This is a genomic window from Robertmurraya massiliosenegalensis JC6 (assembly GCF_000311725.1).
GTDB classification, from domain to species: domain Bacteria; phylum Bacillota; class Bacilli; order Bacillales; family Cytobacillaceae; genus Robertmurraya; species Robertmurraya massiliosenegalensis.
Window position 1 is genome coordinate 155,711 of record NZ_HE978513.1, and the last position, 16,755, is coordinate 172,465.

The window sequence follows — 16,755 nt, forward strand, 5'->3', positions numbered from 1 at the left end:
ATTAATTTGACACTTCCTCATAGCCTAGGCTTTCGTAAATGGCAACAATGACCTTCTGTGCTGCAACCGGAATAACAGTTCCAGGTCCAAATATGGCAGCTGCCCCATTTTCATAAAGGAATTGATAGTCTTGAGCAGGAATAACGCCACCGACTACAACTAATATATCTTCTCTTCCAAGCTTCTTTAATTCTGCACGTAATTGCGGAAGCAGCGTTTTATGTCCTGCAGCTAATGAGCTCATGCCAATAACATGGACATCATTTTCAACAGCTTGAAGGGCCGTTTCTTCCGGTGTTTGGAACAACGGACCGATATCGACGTCAAAACCTAAATCAGCAAAAGCAGTCGAAATCACTTTCGCTCCCCGATCATGACCATCCTGCCCCATTTTAGCAATTAAAATTCGTGGACGTCGTCCTTCATTTTCGGAAAATTCCTCAGTCATTCTTTGAACTTCTGCCATTTCTTCTTCATTTGAAAAAGCAGAGCTATAGACACCACTAACAGAACGAATCACTGCTTTATGACGGTGGGCAACCGTTTCAATCGCAGCAGAAATTTCCCCTAGTGTTGCTCGGGCACGCGCTGCTTCAACAGCCAATTGTAAAAGATTCCCTTCTCCTGTTTCAGCTGCTTCTGTAATTGCCCTTAAAGCTTCCTGCACCTTTAGCCCATCTCGGGTAGACTTTAGCTTTTCTAGTTTTTCAATTTGTCTTAAGCGGACTGCCGTATTATCAATATCAAGGATTTCAATTGGTTCTTCCGTCTCCAACCTATATTTATTGACACCTATAATCGTTTCTTTTCCAGAATCAATTTGTGCTTGACGCTTGGCTGCTGCTTCTTCAATTTTCATTTTTGGAAGTCCCGTTTCAATCGCCTTCGCCATTCCACCAAGCTTTTCAATTTCCTCAATATGTTCCCATGCTCGGTCTGCGATCTGTGCGGTTAAAGCTTCTACATAATAAGAGCCCGCCCACGGATCAATAACATCCGTAATTCCCGTCTCTTCTTGTAAAAACAACTGGGTATTACGGGCAATTCGGGCAGAAAAATCTGTTGGTAGTGCAATGGCTTCATCAAGGGCATTCGTATGCAGCGATTGTGTATGCCCCATTGCCGCTGCATGAGCTTCAATCAAGGTTCTTGTGACATTATTAAAGGGATCCTGTTCTGTCAAGCTCCAGCCAGATGTTTGCGAGTGAGTACGTAATGCCATCGATTTCGGATTTTTCGGTTCAAAGGTTTTCATCATTTTTGCCCAAATAAGACGAGCGGCTCTCATTTTGGCCACTTCCATAAAGTAATTCATACCAATTGCCCAAAAGAACGACAGTCTTGGTGCAAAGGAATCAATTTCAATCCCAGCCTTCAATCCAGTCCGAACGTACTCAAGACCATCTGCTAACGTATAAGCAAGCTCAATATCAGCTGGTGCCCCTGCTTCTTGCATGTGATAGCCAGAAATACTAATACTATTAAACTTCGGCATATAGGTAGAAGTATATTTAAAAATATCAGCAATGATTTTCATTGACATTTCAGGAGGATAAATGTACGTATTACGAACCATATATTCTTTCAAAATATCATTTTGAATCGTTCCAGAAAGCTTTTCTTGTGAGACGCCTTGTTCTTCTGCCGTTACGATATAAAATGCCATAATGGGGAGAACCGCACCATTCATGGTCATTGATACAGACATTTGATCAAGTGGGATACCGTCAAAGAGGGTTTTCATGTCGAGAACTGAATCAATCGCCACACCCGCTTTCCCTACATCCCCTACAACTCTAGGATGATCAGAATCATAGCCTCGATGGGTAGCTAAATCAAAGGCAACCGAAAGCCCCTTTTGCCCCATCGCTAAATTTCTTCGGTAAAAAGCATTGCTTTCCTCTGCCGTGGAGAATCCAGCATATTGACGGACAGTCCATGGTCGATTAACATACATTGTTGGATACGGGCCTCTTGTATATGGTGGCATTCCTGGTAAGTGATCCAACTGCTCTAAGCCCTGCCTATCCTCGTCGGTATAGAGCGCTTTAATTTTGATTTGTTCATTGGTTTCAAATAAAAGCTCCTCTATCTTCTGAGCCATTTCCTCTTCAGCCTTTTGTTGCCACACTTCCTTGGATTTGTCCTTCTTCTCAAATAAGGAAATTTCTTTAAAATTCGGCTTCATCATCAATGCCCACCTCCAAATCAGCTAAAATAGCAGCAAGGCTTTGATAGCAATTGCTCTTTACATGAATGAATCCATCAATTCCGGCTTTTTCCCAGTTTTCTCGTTCTTCTGGAATACCTGCAACAAACAAGCGGATATGTGGAAAAGTTTGCTTCATATTCACAGCAAAGTCTGCCCCGATAGCTGCATACTGTTCATTGGCACCACAAAGACAGTAATGCTTTAACCCCGTTTGTTTAACAAAATTTAGTGCTTCATCTAATGATTGAATCTCATCACTATTTTTCCCAGCAATTCCTCCTGGAGCAAGAAACCCTTTTATAAAATCAGTGCGAACTTTATGAGACTTTAATTCTCCTAAAGTGATCAATCCGATAGTGGGATCGAGTCCCTGTTTTTTTAGTTGCTGAGCTTGAAATCTGAGTTCTTCATAGGATTCCGATAATCTTCCTTGTGGAATGAGTGGAACGTCGCCTTTATGCTGCGCCACATTTTTCACAGTAATTTTCAAGGATTCACCTTGTAAATCTGCATATTTATTGGTCCCAACGATCGTTTGTTTTCTCGTTGCAATCGACTCGTTCCTCTTCTCTCTAACTTTCGCAATCTCAGTTTGAATCCATCCTTGTTTAAGTCCTTCAACCATTCCGCCTTTTTCATCGATCTCAAGAAACAACTCCCACGCTTTTATGACAAGCTCTTGTGTTAAATACTCAACATACCATGAACCACCTGCTGGATCGATTGTTTTAGCCAAATGGGCTTCATCTCGTAAAATCAATTGCATATTTCGAGCAATTCGCTCTGAAAATGCGGTTGTCTTTCCTTCAGGCTCGTTAAAAGGACTAACATGTAAATATTGAATTCCACCCAGAACAGCCGCAAAAGCTTCATTCCCAGCTCTAAGCAAATTCACGTACGGATCAAAAACTGTTTTTGTGAAGCTAGAAGTGAACGCCGAGATCACCATTCCACGATTTTCCTCCGCAACGCCGTATGCTTCCGTCACTTTATCCCAAAGCATTCTAGCAGCTCTTAGCTTTGCTAATTCCATAAAGAAGTTTGAGCCAATTGAAAATTGAAACACAAGCTTTGAGAGAATGGCATGAAGGGATAATCCACGTTCAGTAAGCTCTTCAATATGCTCGACTCCTGTGGCAATGGCAAAAGCCAACTCCTGAACAGCCTGAGCACCGCCGTTATGATATGGTACAGTATCGACTAAAATAGTCCGAAGATGTGGGAGATTACTGATTCCGTCGTTGACCGTCTCCACTAATTGCTGATAAGACTCTTCAATCTTATCTTTCCCCACTTCTGTCAATGTAGCAATTGGGTCGAAGCCAATATAACCGTGACTCTTCTGTGAAAATGGTAACCTTTGAAGTTCGTCTATAAAAATCGGATGATGATGTTTGGCGTTGATAGAAAATGGATATGCGAGATGCTTTTCTTCTAAATCTTTTAAATGCGTCAAGACAGCATCACTCACCTCAAAGGCGATCGCTGTTTGCCCCTTCAAGAAAGCTGAATCCAGCTCTTCTCTCAAATCTCCCTCAATCGAAAGTTTTTGCGCTACTTTCCATGGGTGAGCTAAGTAGCCAAGAGGCTGAATCCCCCTTCTAAAATCTGATTGCCCTGGAAATGGACTTAAATCGGTTTGGTCGTTTTTTGTATAAAGCGGTTTCAATTTTATTTGCTCATATGTATTCTTCTCAAGCGTTTCAATCTTTTTCCCCTTCATGGATTGCTCGCTTTTTTCAACCCAATCCTCAATAGAGGCTGTTGGAAACGACTGCTCTCGCATTTTTTCTCCACCTTCCATAAGGTTATTAAAAATTCCGATTATTTTTTCTAAACGCTGTTTTCGTATAGATTGTGGTTTTTTGTAAAAACCCAGACTCCGGTTTTTACCCATATATCATGGGCAGTGCCATACATTAAGTTCGCGACGGCACTTTTCACTTCCTCTTTATCATTCTGTAAGAGGAATTGTAGGATAATTGGACTCTTATTATTATCCAAAAGCAACAATATTTGCGAAAAGAGCCTTTCTAAAAAAAGAAACCTTTTGATACAACTATTGTAGTACACGATTTTCATTCTAGCAACGGGAGAGAAAAGAAGAAGACCGTAATCAAGTAACGGTCTTCTTCAGGAACTTTTAATAAATCGATGTGTTGTCTTTGCTTGTATTTTCAAGAATTTCTTTTACTCTTTGTAGGAAACGTCCACAAACCAAGCCATCAAGGACACGGTGATCAAGGGATAAACAGAGATTCACCATATCACGAACAGCAATCATTCCATTTAAGACTACAGGACGCTTCACAATTGATTCTACTTGTAAAATAGCTGCCTGCGGATAATTAATGATTCCCATTGATTGAACGGAACCGAATGAGCCGGTATTGTTTACCGTAAATGTACCACCTTGCATGTCTTCACCTGTTAATTTACCAGCGCGAACCTTTGTTGCGTACTCTGTGATCTCACGAGCGATTCCTTTAATCGTTTTCTCATCAGCCGCTTTAATGACTGGAACAAACAACGCATCATCCGTCGCAACTGCGATAGAAATATTAATCTCTTTTTTCTGGATAATTTTATCTCCTGCCCACATTGAATTCATTTGTGGAAACTCCTTTAACGCTTGTGCAACGGCTTTAACGAAAAAGGCAAAGAATGTTAAATTGAAACCTTCTTTTTTCTTGAAGTCATCCTTTAAAGAATTACGATATTCTACTAAGTTCGTAACATCGACTTCCATCATCGTCCAAGCATGTGGAATTTCATGCTTGCTCCTAAGCATATTCGCTGCGATCGCTTTTCTTACGCCTGTTACTGGAATTTCAGTATCGCTAGCGCTAACAGGAACAGATGGTGCAGAAGCCATTGGTTTTGCTTCCACTGGAGGATTTGGTGCAGTTTCCACTGCTTTTGTAGGCGACACTTCCGTTTGAGTAGCCTTTGGAATTTCACCAGATTCAACTATCTTTAAAATATCCTTCCGGGTAATACGTCCACCTGCCCCGCTTCCTTGAACAAGGCTTAAGTCAATGTCATGTTCTTGGGAGAGCTTTAATACGGCAGGTGAATAACGAGCTTTATTGCTCGTGTCCTGAGAAACATTTGTGCTGGAAGCTTCTTCTTTCTGAGCAGGAGCCTCTTCCACATTAACGTCAGCGCCACCTTCTACTTCAACAGAGCAAATTACTTCACCTACTGCTAATGTATCCCCTTCTTCCGCAATAAGTTCTTTAATGACGCCGGAAAAAGAGGAAGGAATTTCTGCATTTACCTTGTCTGTCATTACTTCAGCAAGCGGATCATACTTATTGACTTTATCCCCCACTGATACAAGCCACTTACTTATCGTACCTTCTGTCACACTTTCACCTAATTGAGGCATTTTAATTTGTTCAATTGCCAATTCGAATTACCTCCTTCATTTAAGCTTTCTATCTATTTAAAATTCGGCCAACTCTCGCATTGCTTTTTCCACTTTATCTGGATTGACCATGAAATGTTTTTCCATTGTCGGTGCATATGGCATGGCTGGAACATCAGGTCCTGCTAAGCGCTTAATTGGGGCATCTAAATCGAAGAGGCAATTTTCTGCAATAATCGCGGATACTTCTCCTATAATGCTGCCTTCTTTATTATCTTCTGTAATTAGCAATACCTTCCCTGTCTTTCGAGCGGCTTCGATAATCGCTTCTTTATCCAACGGGTAAACGGTACGTAAATCTAAAATATGAGCAGAAATGCCATCACTTGCAAGGCGTTCAGCCGCTTGTAGGGCAAAATGAACACATAAGCCATATGTGATAACCGTGATATCTTCTCCTTCACGCTTGACATCCGCTTTCCCAATTGGAAGTACATAATCATCAGTAGGTACTTCCCCTTTAATTAAACGATACGCTCTTTTATGCTCGAAAAAGAGGACTGGATCTTCATCACGAATTGCTGCCTTTAATAACCCTTTCACATCATAAGGGGTTGAAGGCATCACAATTTTTAAACCAGGCTGGTTGGCAAATACCGCTTCAACCGATTGGGAATGGTATAATGCCCCGTGAATTCCACCACCATATGGTGCACGAATCACAATCGGACAATTCCAATCATTATTGGAGCGATAACGGATTTTAGCCGCTTCTGAAATGATTTGGTTTACTGCTGGCATGATGAAATCAGCAAATTGCATTTCAGCAATCGGACGCATGCCATACATCGCCGCACCAATTCCTACTCCGGCAATGGCAGATTCAGCGAGGGGGGTATCAATGACTCTTTCTTCCCCAAATTGTTCATATAACCCTTGTGTCGCTTTAAACACTCCGCCCTTTTTCCCTACATCTTCACCAAGAACAAATACTTTAGGGTCTCTTTCCATTTCTTCACGAATTGCCATCGTCACTGCATCTATATAAGAAATGACAGCCATTTCAACATTCCCCCTTACTCTGCATACACATGCTTCATCGCATAATCTGCCTCTGCGTATGGAGCGTTTTCTGCATAATCTGTTGCTTCATTCACAATCTTCATCACACGATCATTGATTTCTTTTTCAAGCTCATCATTCATAATTCCATTTTCCTTCAAGTAAGCCCCAAAAGTAATAATGGGGTCCTTCGTTTTCGCCTCAGCAACCTCATCAGGTGCACGGTAGCTACGGTCATCATCATCAGATGAATGTGGTGTTAAACGATAGGATACTGTTTCAATTAAAGATGGTCCCTCGCCGCGTCGACCTCTATCAGCCGCTTCTTTAACAGCCCCATAAACTTCTAATGGATCATTTCCATTTACCGTGATTCCTGGCATTCCATAACCAACCGCACGATCGGAAACATGTTCACAAGCGAGCTGTTTTTCGATTGGAACAGAAATCGCGTATTTATTATTCTCACACATAAATATAACAGGAAGCTTATGAACACCGGCGAAATTAGCGCCTTCATGGAAATCACCCTGATTGGATGAACCTTCCCCAAAGGTGACGAAGGTGACCAGATCTTTGCCTTCCATTTTTCCCGCTAATGCAACTCCTACTGCATGAGGAACCTGTGTTGTTACAGGAGATGAACCGGTAACAATGCGGTTTTTCTTTTGACCAAAATGGCCAGGCATTTGACGGCCACCCGAGTTTGGATCTTCCGCTTTCGCAAAAGCTGAAAGCATTAATTCTCTTGCCGTCATCCCAAATCTTAAAACAACTCCCATATCACGATAATACGGTAGTGCATAATCTTTTTCCTTATCTAATGCAAATGCAGCACCGACTTGTGCTGCTTCCTGTCCTTGACAAGAGATGACAAATGGGATCTTACCCGCGCGGTTTAAAAGCCACATCCGTTCATCAATCCGTCTTGCCAGTAGCATTGTTTCATACATTTCTAGTACTTTTTCATCGCTCAGTCCAAGAGCGCTATGACGATTCTCAGTCAATTCCATTCCCTCCCGAGAAAATAATCTTATCCATGTATCGCCTTGCCATCAACGGCTAATGCCGCTTCGCCTATCGCTTCCGATAACGTTGGATGTGGATGGATCGTATGAGCCACTTCCCATGGTGTCGCATCCAACACTTGAGCCAAACCAGCCTCAGAAATCATGTCTGTTACATGTGGCCCAATCATATGAACTCCTAATATATCATCGCTTTCTTCATCAGCAATCATTTTCACAAAGCCGTCTGATTCACCAAAGACGAGGGCCTTCCCAATTGCGCGGAAGGAGAATTTGCCGACTTTCACTTTGTATCCCTTTTCCTTTGCTTCTTCCTCTGTATAACCAACACTTGCTACCTCAGGAGAACTGTAAATGCATCTTGAAATCAAGTGATAATCAAGTGGAGACGGATGTTCTCCAGCGATATGCTCAACTGCTACGATACCTTCATGTGAGGCAACATGAGCGAGCTGTAAGCCACCGATACAGTCTCCAATGGCGTAAATGTGAGATTCCTTTGTTTGGTAATAATCGTTCGTAACAATGAAACCTTTTTCCACTTGAATCTCTGTATTTTCAAGACCAATTCCTTCAGTGTTTGCCATACGGCCTACAGACACGAGCATTTTATCCGCTTTAAATTGCTTTTCGGTGCCTTTTATTTCTGCGGAAATGGTCACACCTTCGCCCTTTTGAAGCGTTTCCGGTAACACCTTTGCATTTGTCACAACAGTAATTTTTCGTTTCTTCATTAGGCGTTGCATTTCCTTCGAAATTTCCTTATCTTCCGTTGGAATGATGCGATCTGCGTATTCAATCACCGTTACTTCCACACCAAAGTCAGAAAGCATCGATGCCCATTCGATTCCAATGACGCCGCCACCGACAATAATGACAGATTTAGGAAGTGACTCCATTTGCAACGCCTCATCTGATGTCATGACCCATTCACCATCAATGTCTAAGCCTGGTAAAGTACGTGGTCTTGAACCCGTACCGATGATGACATTTTTCGGAATCAGCATTTCATTTTCTGTTCCATCGTTCATTTCTACGGAAATCGTTCCAGGCATAGGAGAGAAAATAGATGGGCCTAGTATTCTTCCCATTCCTTCAAACACATCAATTTTCCCCTGCTTCATTAAATGTTGAACGCCTTTATGAAGCTGATCAATGATTTTATTCTTTCGTTCTTGTACCTTGCCAAAGTTTAATGTAACCCCTGTTGTTTCGACACCAAACTCTGCACTTTTCTTTGCTGTCGCAAACACTTCCGCACTTCTTAACAACGCTTTACTTGGGATACAGCCTTTATGTAAACAGGTTCCGCCAAGTTTTCCTTTCTCGACAATCGCTGTTTTAAGCCCTAGCTGGGATGCGCGAATAGCAGCAACATAGCCCCCTGTACCGCCGCCAAGAATGACTAAATCGTATTCCTTTGCCATGAAAAATACCCTCCTTTTTCAGATCCTCTCACTGCTTCTCACTGGGTTCGGATAATGTTTCTCCTGCTCCTCTCCCCGCAATACTCTAAGTGCTCCTTCTGCTAATGCTTGAAGCTCATTTTCTCCAGGATGCACGATCACATCGGCAATCCATTTCACTCTTTCACGAATCGCTTGCACAAATTCTTTTCCGTAAGCAAGTCCGCCAGTTAAAATGATCGCATCGACTTTGCCTGAAAGGACTGCACTGGCAGACCCAATCTCCTTTGCCACTTGATACGCCATCGCTGAATACACTAATTTTGCTTGTTCATCGCCATTTTCAATCATTTTTTCAACGGCAATGGCATCATTCGTATGTAAATAACCAACTAGCCCGCCTTGTCCGACTAACTTCTTCATCATTTCCTCATAGAAGTATTGGCCAGAATAACAAAGGGCGACCAAGTCTCCAGCAGGGACAGTACCTGCCCGTTCTGGACTGAATGGTCCGTCTCCGTGAAGACCATTATTCACATCGACCACTCTTCCTTCTTTATGTACACCAACCGTGATCCCGCCCCCCATATGGGCAACAATCAAATTAAGCTCTTCATATTTCTTCCCAAGTTCTTGTGCGACCCGCCTCGAAACGGCTTTTTGGTTTAGGGCATGGAAGATGCTTTTTCGATCAATTAACGAAAAACCTGAAATTCGAGCAATTGGCTCTAGTTCATCTACAACAACAGGATCGACAATATAGGCAGGAATATTCAACCCTGAAGCAATTTCATGCGCAATAATCCCACCAAGATTAGATGCATGCTCTCCAGCAAAACCAGCACGTAAATCAGAAAGCATTTCATCGTTGACTCGATACGTACCACCTTCAATCGGGCGAAGCAAACCACCGCGACCACAAACTGCTTTTAGCTTGGAGATGTTGATCCCATCTTTATCAAGAGATTCTAAAATCGTTTTTTTACGAAATTCGTATTGCTCAATGATATTGTTAAATTGATTGATTTCATCATTACTATGACGAATCGTTTTTTCAAAAATCGATTTCTCATTATCGAAAACACCAATTTTCGTTGAAGTAGATCCTGGATTGATCACAAGAATTCGATTGATTGACTCTGGCACTGTGTAACCCTCCATTTGAAAAGCGCAAATTTCCTATTTTTCGTCGATTGAATTCAGATTGAAAACGGAAGCTTTGCGCTAGACACCTTTCAATGTTAATTAGTCATACATTTCAGCTTTTCTTCCCTTATCTTCTGCTTAGAATGTGGTGACCATTTTGAAGGAATTGGCTACGAGAATTACGCATCCTTTCAATTCTCTCTTCCGCCATTCTATCTGCCGCTTTGTATGTTGGAATTCCATCACGCTTTGAAATTTCAATGACCTTTTCAATGTTTTGGTAGATCGTTTCCACGCGTTTCATCGCACGCTCACGATTATAGCCATAGAGCTCATCTGCAACATTGATCACTCCACCTGCGTTAATTACATAATCAGGGGCATACACAATTCCCATTTCATGAATCAGGTCACCGTGAGTCGTCTCTCTTAACTGATTATTCGCTGCTCCGGCAATCACCTTCGCTTTCAACTGCGGAATCGTATCATCATTAATGACAGCACCCAATGCACAAGGAGCATAAATATCACACTCTACACCGTAAATTTCGTTCGGTTCAACTGCTTTTGCACCAAAATCTTCAACAGCTCTTTGTACAGCCTCTTTATTAATATCCGTGACAATCAGGCTTGCACCTTCTTCATGTAAATGGCGGCATAAATTATAAGCCACGTTTCCGACACCTTGAACAGCGACAATTTTACCTTCTAAAGAATCATTTCCAAATGCTTCTTTCGCTGCTGCTTTCATTCCACGATAGACACCATATGCTGTAACTGGAGATGGGTTGCCTGAAGAACCGAATGCAGGAGAAATTCCTGTAACAAAATCTGTTTCCTCATGGATCAGGTCCATATCAGCAACCGTTGTTCCCACATCTTCTGCAGTAATGTAACGACCATTTAGACCTTGAACATAGCGGCCAAACGCACGGAACATTTCTTCATTTTTATCCTTACGTGGATCTCCGATAATTACTGTTTTCCCGCCGCCAAGATTTAATCCTGCAGCAGCGTTTTTATAGGTCATCCCTTTGGCTAGACGAAGTGCATCTTCAATCGCCGCTTCTTCTGACTCATATGTCCACATACGTGTTCCACCCAGTGCTGGTCCTAAAGTTGTATCATGAATCGCAATAATCGCCTTTAACCCAGATTGTTTGTCTTGGCAAAAAACGACCTGTTCGTAATCATATGACTCCATATACTTGAAAATTTCCATGTTGTATCTCTCCTCTTAATAAATATTCGTCAATGTTTAGTAGAACAAATGGCTAAAGCTAAGGAATAGAGCTTACTTTCTGATGAATCAGCTCGCGATGTCAGAACAATCGGCGCTTTTGCCCCTGCAATGACTCCTCCTACTTTCGCCTTAGCAAAATAGGTTAATGATTTATATAACGCATTTCCAACCTCTATCGTTGGCACAAGCAAAATATCTGCCTGTCCCGCCACTTCATTTTCGATCCCTTTATGCTCTGCCGCCAAAGTTGAGATCGCATTATCTAAAGCAAGTGGTCCATCAACAATGCAATTTGGAATTTGCCCTCTTCGATTCATTTGGGTAAGAACGGCGGCATCTACGGTTGCCTGCATATTTGGGTTGACCACTTCAACGGCCGCAATCGGAGCAACGAGAGGCATCTCCAATCCTACACTTGTTGCAATACGAACGGCATTTTGAAGGATTTGTGTTTTCTGTTGAAGGTCAGGATACAGATTCATTGCGGCATCTGTAATAAAGAGTAAACGTTCAAAGTCAGGTATCTCAAAAACAGCTACGTGGGAGAGGATATTTCCTGTCCTTAACCCATATTCTTTATTTAAAATTGCTTTTAAAATAACAGCAGTTTGAACATTTCCCTTCATTAATACATTCGCTTCATTTAAATGAACAGCTTTTACCGCCTTTTCAGCCGCTTGCTGATTCGTTTGAGCATGAATGATTTGAATGTCACTGTTTTTCGTTAATTCAGGAAATTTTTCATTGATGAGATTGAGCATTTTCTCTCGATCTCCAAATAAAAGGAACCGAGACAGCTTTCTCTTCACCGCTTCTGCCACAGCTTCAAGAACATCCTCATCCTCAGCAGCTGCTACTGCTACAGTGATCAATTCAAACTGGATGGCTTTATCAACTAGTGCTTCTAATTTCAAACTGTATTCAACCCCCTATATTCTGTCTATTTTTCCCTCTTCATGGTCAAATACAATACCGTTCTGACATTAAATTAACACGCAAGTTTCATGCCAAATTTAAAGAGTTCAAAAACCTTTCATTATTTTGTGTTCCATGAATAATTTTGCAAAACCATGAAAAATATTGCATGCTAATCTTTACAATCATGATATTAGCCTTGTAAGTGGTATTTGTCCAACTTGTAGTAAAGGTTACGAACAGATAAGCCTAACATTTTTGCTGTCTCTGTTTTATTCCCCTTTAGTTTTTCTAGAGTTTGAGCAATTATCTTTTTCTCATATTTCTCTAACATTTTATTTAATGTTTCTCCCTGTTCCAGCAAAAGCGAAGCACTCTCTATTTTCGGCTCCTCAACAATTTTCAAATTTGGCATATGGTGAAGGTCAATTTCTGTTTCATGATAATTCATAAAAATAATTGCTCGTCCGAGAATGTTTTCAAGCTCTCGCACATTTCCTGGCCAATGATATTGAGATAAATGCTTCATTGCATTGGCTGTTACTCCTTCAACATTACGCCCATAGTCTTGATTAATCTTCTGAATCAAACGTTCACATAATAGAGGGATGTCCCCTTTTCGATCCCGTAAAGGAGGAATATGTATCGGCATTCGATTGAGACGATAATACAAATCTTCTCGAAATGTCCCGTTTATGATCCCCTTTTCAATATTCACATTTGTTGCAGCTATTACTCTTACATTGATGGAAATCGGCTTTGTTCCCCCAACACGAGTGATTTCATTTTCTTGTAGTACTCGTAATAGTTTCGCTTGAGTATTCCCTGTTAATTCACCAATTTCATCTAAAAAAATACTACCATTGTTCGCCTCTTCAAAAAGACCCCGTTTTCCTCCTCTTTTCGCCCCTGAAAAAGCCCCCTCTTCATAGCCAAAAAGCTCGCTTTCAAGTAATGATTCAGAAAGAGAAGCACAATTCACACGAACAAATTTATTGTATTTACGGTCACTTGCATTATGTATAGCATGGGCAAAGAGTTCCTTTCCAGTTCCAGACTCTCCTCTTAGTAAAACCGTTGCAGGCGTTCTCGCCCCAAGTTTTGCTTGTTCGATCGCTAAGCGCATTTCCTCAGAATCGCCAATAATATCCTCAAATGAATATTTGGCTTCTAGTGTTCGAATGATTTGTCGAGCTCTGCTAAGCTCACGGTTCAAGCTCTTAATTTCAGACATATCATGAACGACGCCAACACTTCCCTTTAATTTCCCATCAACAATAACAGGGGCAACATTGACAATAACCTCTTTTTTGTTTGGCCCTAATCGCATCGCCACTCCACGGACAGCACGTCTCGTTTTTAATACTTGCATATGCATGCTTTCCCCTTCAGAAATATCGGCAGTTGCTGGTTGACCAATAACTTCTTCCTCAGAGAGTCCTGTTATTCTTGTGTAAGCTGGGTTGATAATAATTCCTAACCCATTTTCATCAACGACAGATATCGCTTCTTCACTCGATTGAATGACCGCTTCCAGCATCGTTTGTACTTCTTTTAGATTGGTAAGTTCCTCCGCTAAATTAACAACCTCGGTAATATCCTTAAAAACGGCAAAAGCCCCGATTACTTCGTTATTTTCATCGATCATCGGTAACCTTGTGGTAATGATTTTCATCCCATTTGCTAGAGTTTGCTCCCGATTCGTTTCAGCTCGACCATTTTGTAAAATTACAGGCAATCGGCTTGTCGGCACCACTTCGAGAACCGATTTTCCGATTGCTTCCTCTTTTGTCATGCCAATCATATTGGCTGCACTATGATTCATTAAGGTGATCTTCGCCTCTTTATCAACGACAAGCATTCCGTCACCGGTGGCATTAAAAATTAAATCATGTTTATATGTTTCATATTTAAGTCTTGATATCAAATCTTCTTTTTCTTCGATCAACTTTGAGATTAAGTAAGCCATGCTTCCAGGGATTAAGACGGTATTACGATCTCTTAGTTCTCGTATTTCTCTAAATACTTCTTGTCGCCCTGTCACTTCAATAACGATATCAATTTGATCGGTTAAATAATCTCTCCAATCACTTCCAACTTCAATTCCTTGCTCCTTTGCAAACAAGATTCCCGGAGCATTTTCATCGATATCGATAACCACTTTTACGTCAAGAACAGCGGTTTCTTTTAAAATCTTAAGGATGGATAATCCTCCTGTACCAGCTCCAACAATCATAACGGTTTGCACATTTTCCCCTACTTTCTTGTAAGAAAAATTTTTCATAAAGGAAATGAATTTTTTTGCACATAATCCTATTTTAGTGTTAAAAAGTGATAATGACAAATTTTTTATGATTTTGAACATATGGGTAATGTCAAGAGGTGGACATACTTTTATGAAAAAAAGCATGGTATAATAGTGGTGATTAAGAAGAAATGAGGATTTATGATGATACGGATATTAGCTTTATTAGTACTAGTCATACCTGGAGTTATTGCAGCATATGGAATTAAGATGATGCGGGATATGGTCTTTGGCATCACACTCGGACCATTCACTCCCTCTTTATTATGGTTGCAATTTATCTCTGGTTTATTATTATTTTTAGCTGGTTTAGCATTTATCGGCGGGTTTATCCTTCATCGAGATCGAAAGAAGAATAAGGTGCAAGGTCGGTTTAAAATAGATAACAAAAACTAATGCATGGTGAAGCACTCACCATGCATTTATTATTGATTGTAGGATGATCCTCCTTCGCTCATATTTAATTATTAACTGTCACTTTTCTATTATTTAGTGCTTTAAGCATAATGAACCCAAGAGCTATGAATACCACTCCCCATACTAGATAGTTAAAAATATTGGTCGCAGTATCAGGAAGGATTTGTCCGTCCGTTGGGGTTGAACCTAAGTCGTCTGACGGAATTGGTCGCTGTTGCTCTGGATCATTTGGATCAATTGGCTCATTGGGATTTGCTGGTGTTTCCGGTTCGTTCGGTTCATTTGGTTCTTGGGGGCTCTCGGTCTGTCCTTCTGCAAAGAAACGAATTTGAACCTCAAAGCCTTTCCCTTGAAACTCGTTCCCTAAATGACTGGGAAATTCAACAGCAAATAACAAGGTTTCTTCATGTAAGGCTTTAAGATATCTCGGGTCAAGCCCCTCAAAGTCTTTCATTTTCCCACTAAAAAGCGTCTTGCTTGAATCAGCAATCTCTAGTATAAATTCATGATATAATTCCTCTGATCCGCCAATAAATTTAGAATCTGATCTGTATGTAAAATCATCCTTACTTCGGTTTTGGACAGTTAATTCTCTCTTTGCGATATCACCTGGTTTCAAATTATCTAATTTAAAGATGATTTTATTTTCATTTGTGACGATATTTAAAGCAGATGATTCCTCAGCATCCGTAATTACCGGATTCCACATGCTCATCATAATGAGAGCAAAAGAAACGAACAGTAGTTTTTTTAACCTCATATTGACCCCTCATTTTCATATATATCTATAAGAAAAGATGAGACGATGATATCCCATCTTTACTTATCACTGTTTTCGTATAGGTTGTGGTTTTTCGTAAAAACCCAGAAGCCGGTTTTTATCCATATGTCACTGTTACTGCTATACATTAAATGTGCGACGGCACTTTTCGCTTCCTCTCTTCTTAGTCCTTACGAGAAGATATAGGCATTTTATAAACTTATTATTTTCCAATAACAGCAATGTTTGCGAAAAGAGCCTTTCTTATAGTTGCAATTTGTAAACAAGCACTTTATTTCCTACTGCTTTACATCAATAGACTCATCAGCCGCAATCGTTGTAGAACCTTTATTTTCAATTAGTCTTAGCGTCTGCCATATTGTATAAAATGCATACCCTAATAGTAAAACACCGGGCAAAATCAAGAGAAGTACACTTCCGTTTTTAGACTTTGCAAAATCGATGAAATATCCGATATATGGCACAGTAAAGCCATTGTACTCCGCCACAACATTATTAGATAAGACAGGGTTTAGATCCTCGGCATTATTATTATCCCCTTTAGTTCTATACATCACTTGATTCCCATTATTGATTACTTCAGTTACTCTATGTGTGATTAAAATATTTCCTTCCTCTTGAAAGGTAATCACATCTCCTTCTTTGAACCGTGTCATATCTCCACCTGGTTTAACAGCGATGATAGAACCTGTTTTTATACCTGGCTCCATTGATCCTGATAGAACCGTCTTTAACTGATAACCAAATATTTGCGGCTCTCCGCCAGAGGCTTTTGAAGATATGACTAAAAATAAAACCAAAACGAAAATCAAGAAGAGAACGATCGTCACTAAATTGCTAGCCCATTTTGCCACTCTTTTCATCTATTTA

The 16,755-nt window shown here is 40.7% G+C and carries 13 protein-coding genes; 1 reads left to right on the plus strand and 12 read right to left on the minus strand.

The features are described from left to right. Window position 1: 1 nt before the first annotated feature. The 10 genes from scpA to BMSHG_RS10665 form a co-directional block, all read right to left on the minus strand. A complete protein-coding gene (gene scpA / locus BMSHG_RS10620; RefSeq protein ID WP_019154432.1) occupies window positions 2–2,191 on the minus strand; it encodes a methylmalonyl-CoA mutase in 2,190 nt (729 codons plus the stop codon). After that, window positions 2,172–3,998 carry a methylmalonyl-CoA mutase family protein gene (locus BMSHG_RS10625; RefSeq protein ID WP_019154433.1) on the minus strand — a complete coding sequence of 609 codons (1,827 nt, stop codon included), beginning with the start codon at window positions 3,996–3,998 and terminating at the stop codon, window positions 2,172–2,174. The genes scpA and BMSHG_RS10625 overlap by 20 nt, the downstream gene beginning before the upstream one ends. A gap of 357 nt (window positions 3,999–4,355) precedes the next feature. Then, window positions 4,356–5,624, minus strand: a complete 1,269-nt coding sequence (locus tag BMSHG_RS10630; protein WP_019154434.1) for a dihydrolipoamide acetyltransferase family protein — start codon at window positions 5,622–5,624, stop codon at window positions 4,356–4,358. 36 nt (window positions 5,625–5,660) lie between these two features. Then, window positions 5,661–6,644, minus strand: a complete 984-nt coding sequence (locus BMSHG_RS10635; protein ID WP_019154435.1) for an alpha-ketoacid dehydrogenase subunit beta — start codon at window positions 6,642–6,644, stop codon at window positions 5,661–5,663. A 14-nt stretch (window positions 6,645–6,658) separates the two neighbouring features. Beyond that, window positions 6,659–7,651, minus strand: a complete 993-nt coding sequence (locus BMSHG_RS10640) for a thiamine pyrophosphate-dependent dehydrogenase E1 component subunit alpha (RefSeq protein WP_019154436.1) — start codon at window positions 7,649–7,651, stop codon at window positions 6,659–6,661. Between the two features lie 26 nt (window positions 7,652–7,677). Continuing rightward, complete coding sequence (gene lpdA / locus BMSHG_RS10645) at window positions 7,678–9,099, minus strand: dihydrolipoyl dehydrogenase (protein WP_019154437.1); 1,422 nt, start codon at window positions 9,097–9,099, stop codon at window positions 7,678–7,680. Between the two features lie 18 nt (window positions 9,100–9,117). After that, the gene (gene buk, locus BMSHG_RS10650) at window positions 9,118–10,239 is read right to left on the minus strand and encodes a butyrate kinase (RefSeq protein ID WP_034658761.1); all 1,122 of its coding nucleotides are present in this window, start codon (window positions 10,237–10,239) and stop codon (window positions 9,118–9,120) included. 112 nt (window positions 10,240–10,351) lie between these two features. Beyond that, window positions 10,352–11,446, minus strand: a complete 1,095-nt coding sequence (gene bcd, locus BMSHG_RS10655) for a branched-chain amino acid dehydrogenase (RefSeq protein WP_019154439.1) — start codon at window positions 11,444–11,446, stop codon at window positions 10,352–10,354. 29 nt (window positions 11,447–11,475) lie between these two features. Then, on the minus strand, window positions 11,476–12,381 hold the full coding sequence (yqiS, locus tag BMSHG_RS10660; RefSeq protein ID WP_019154440.1) for a phosphate butyryltransferase: 906 nt from the start codon (window positions 12,379–12,381) through the stop codon (window positions 11,476–11,478). Window positions 12,382–12,575: 194 nt separating this feature from the next. Further along, window positions 12,576–14,630, minus strand: a complete 2,055-nt coding sequence (locus BMSHG_RS10665) for a sigma-54 interaction domain-containing protein (protein WP_019154441.1) — start codon at window positions 14,628–14,630, stop codon at window positions 12,576–12,578. 201 nt (window positions 14,631–14,831) lie between these two features. Here BMSHG_RS10665 and BMSHG_RS10670 point away from each other — a divergent pair, with 201 nt between their 5' ends. Further along, window positions 14,832–15,083 carry a DUF2627 domain-containing protein gene (locus BMSHG_RS10670; RefSeq protein WP_019154442.1) on the plus strand — a complete coding sequence of 84 codons (252 nt, stop codon included), beginning with the start codon at window positions 14,832–14,834 and terminating at the stop codon, window positions 15,081–15,083. Between the two features lie 64 nt (window positions 15,084–15,147). On the opposite strand, the gene BMSHG_RS27105 is transcribed toward BMSHG_RS10670, so the two are convergent. Then, window positions 15,148–15,864 carry a hypothetical protein gene (locus BMSHG_RS27105; protein WP_019154443.1) on the minus strand — a complete coding sequence of 239 codons (717 nt, stop codon included), beginning with the start codon at window positions 15,862–15,864 and terminating at the stop codon, window positions 15,148–15,150. Window positions 15,865–16,163: 299 nt separating this feature from the next. Then, complete coding sequence (sipW, locus tag BMSHG_RS10680) at window positions 16,164–16,748, minus strand: signal peptidase I SipW (protein ID WP_019154444.1); 585 nt, start codon at window positions 16,746–16,748, stop codon at window positions 16,164–16,166. Between the last annotated feature and the right edge of the window lie 7 nt (window positions 16,749–16,755).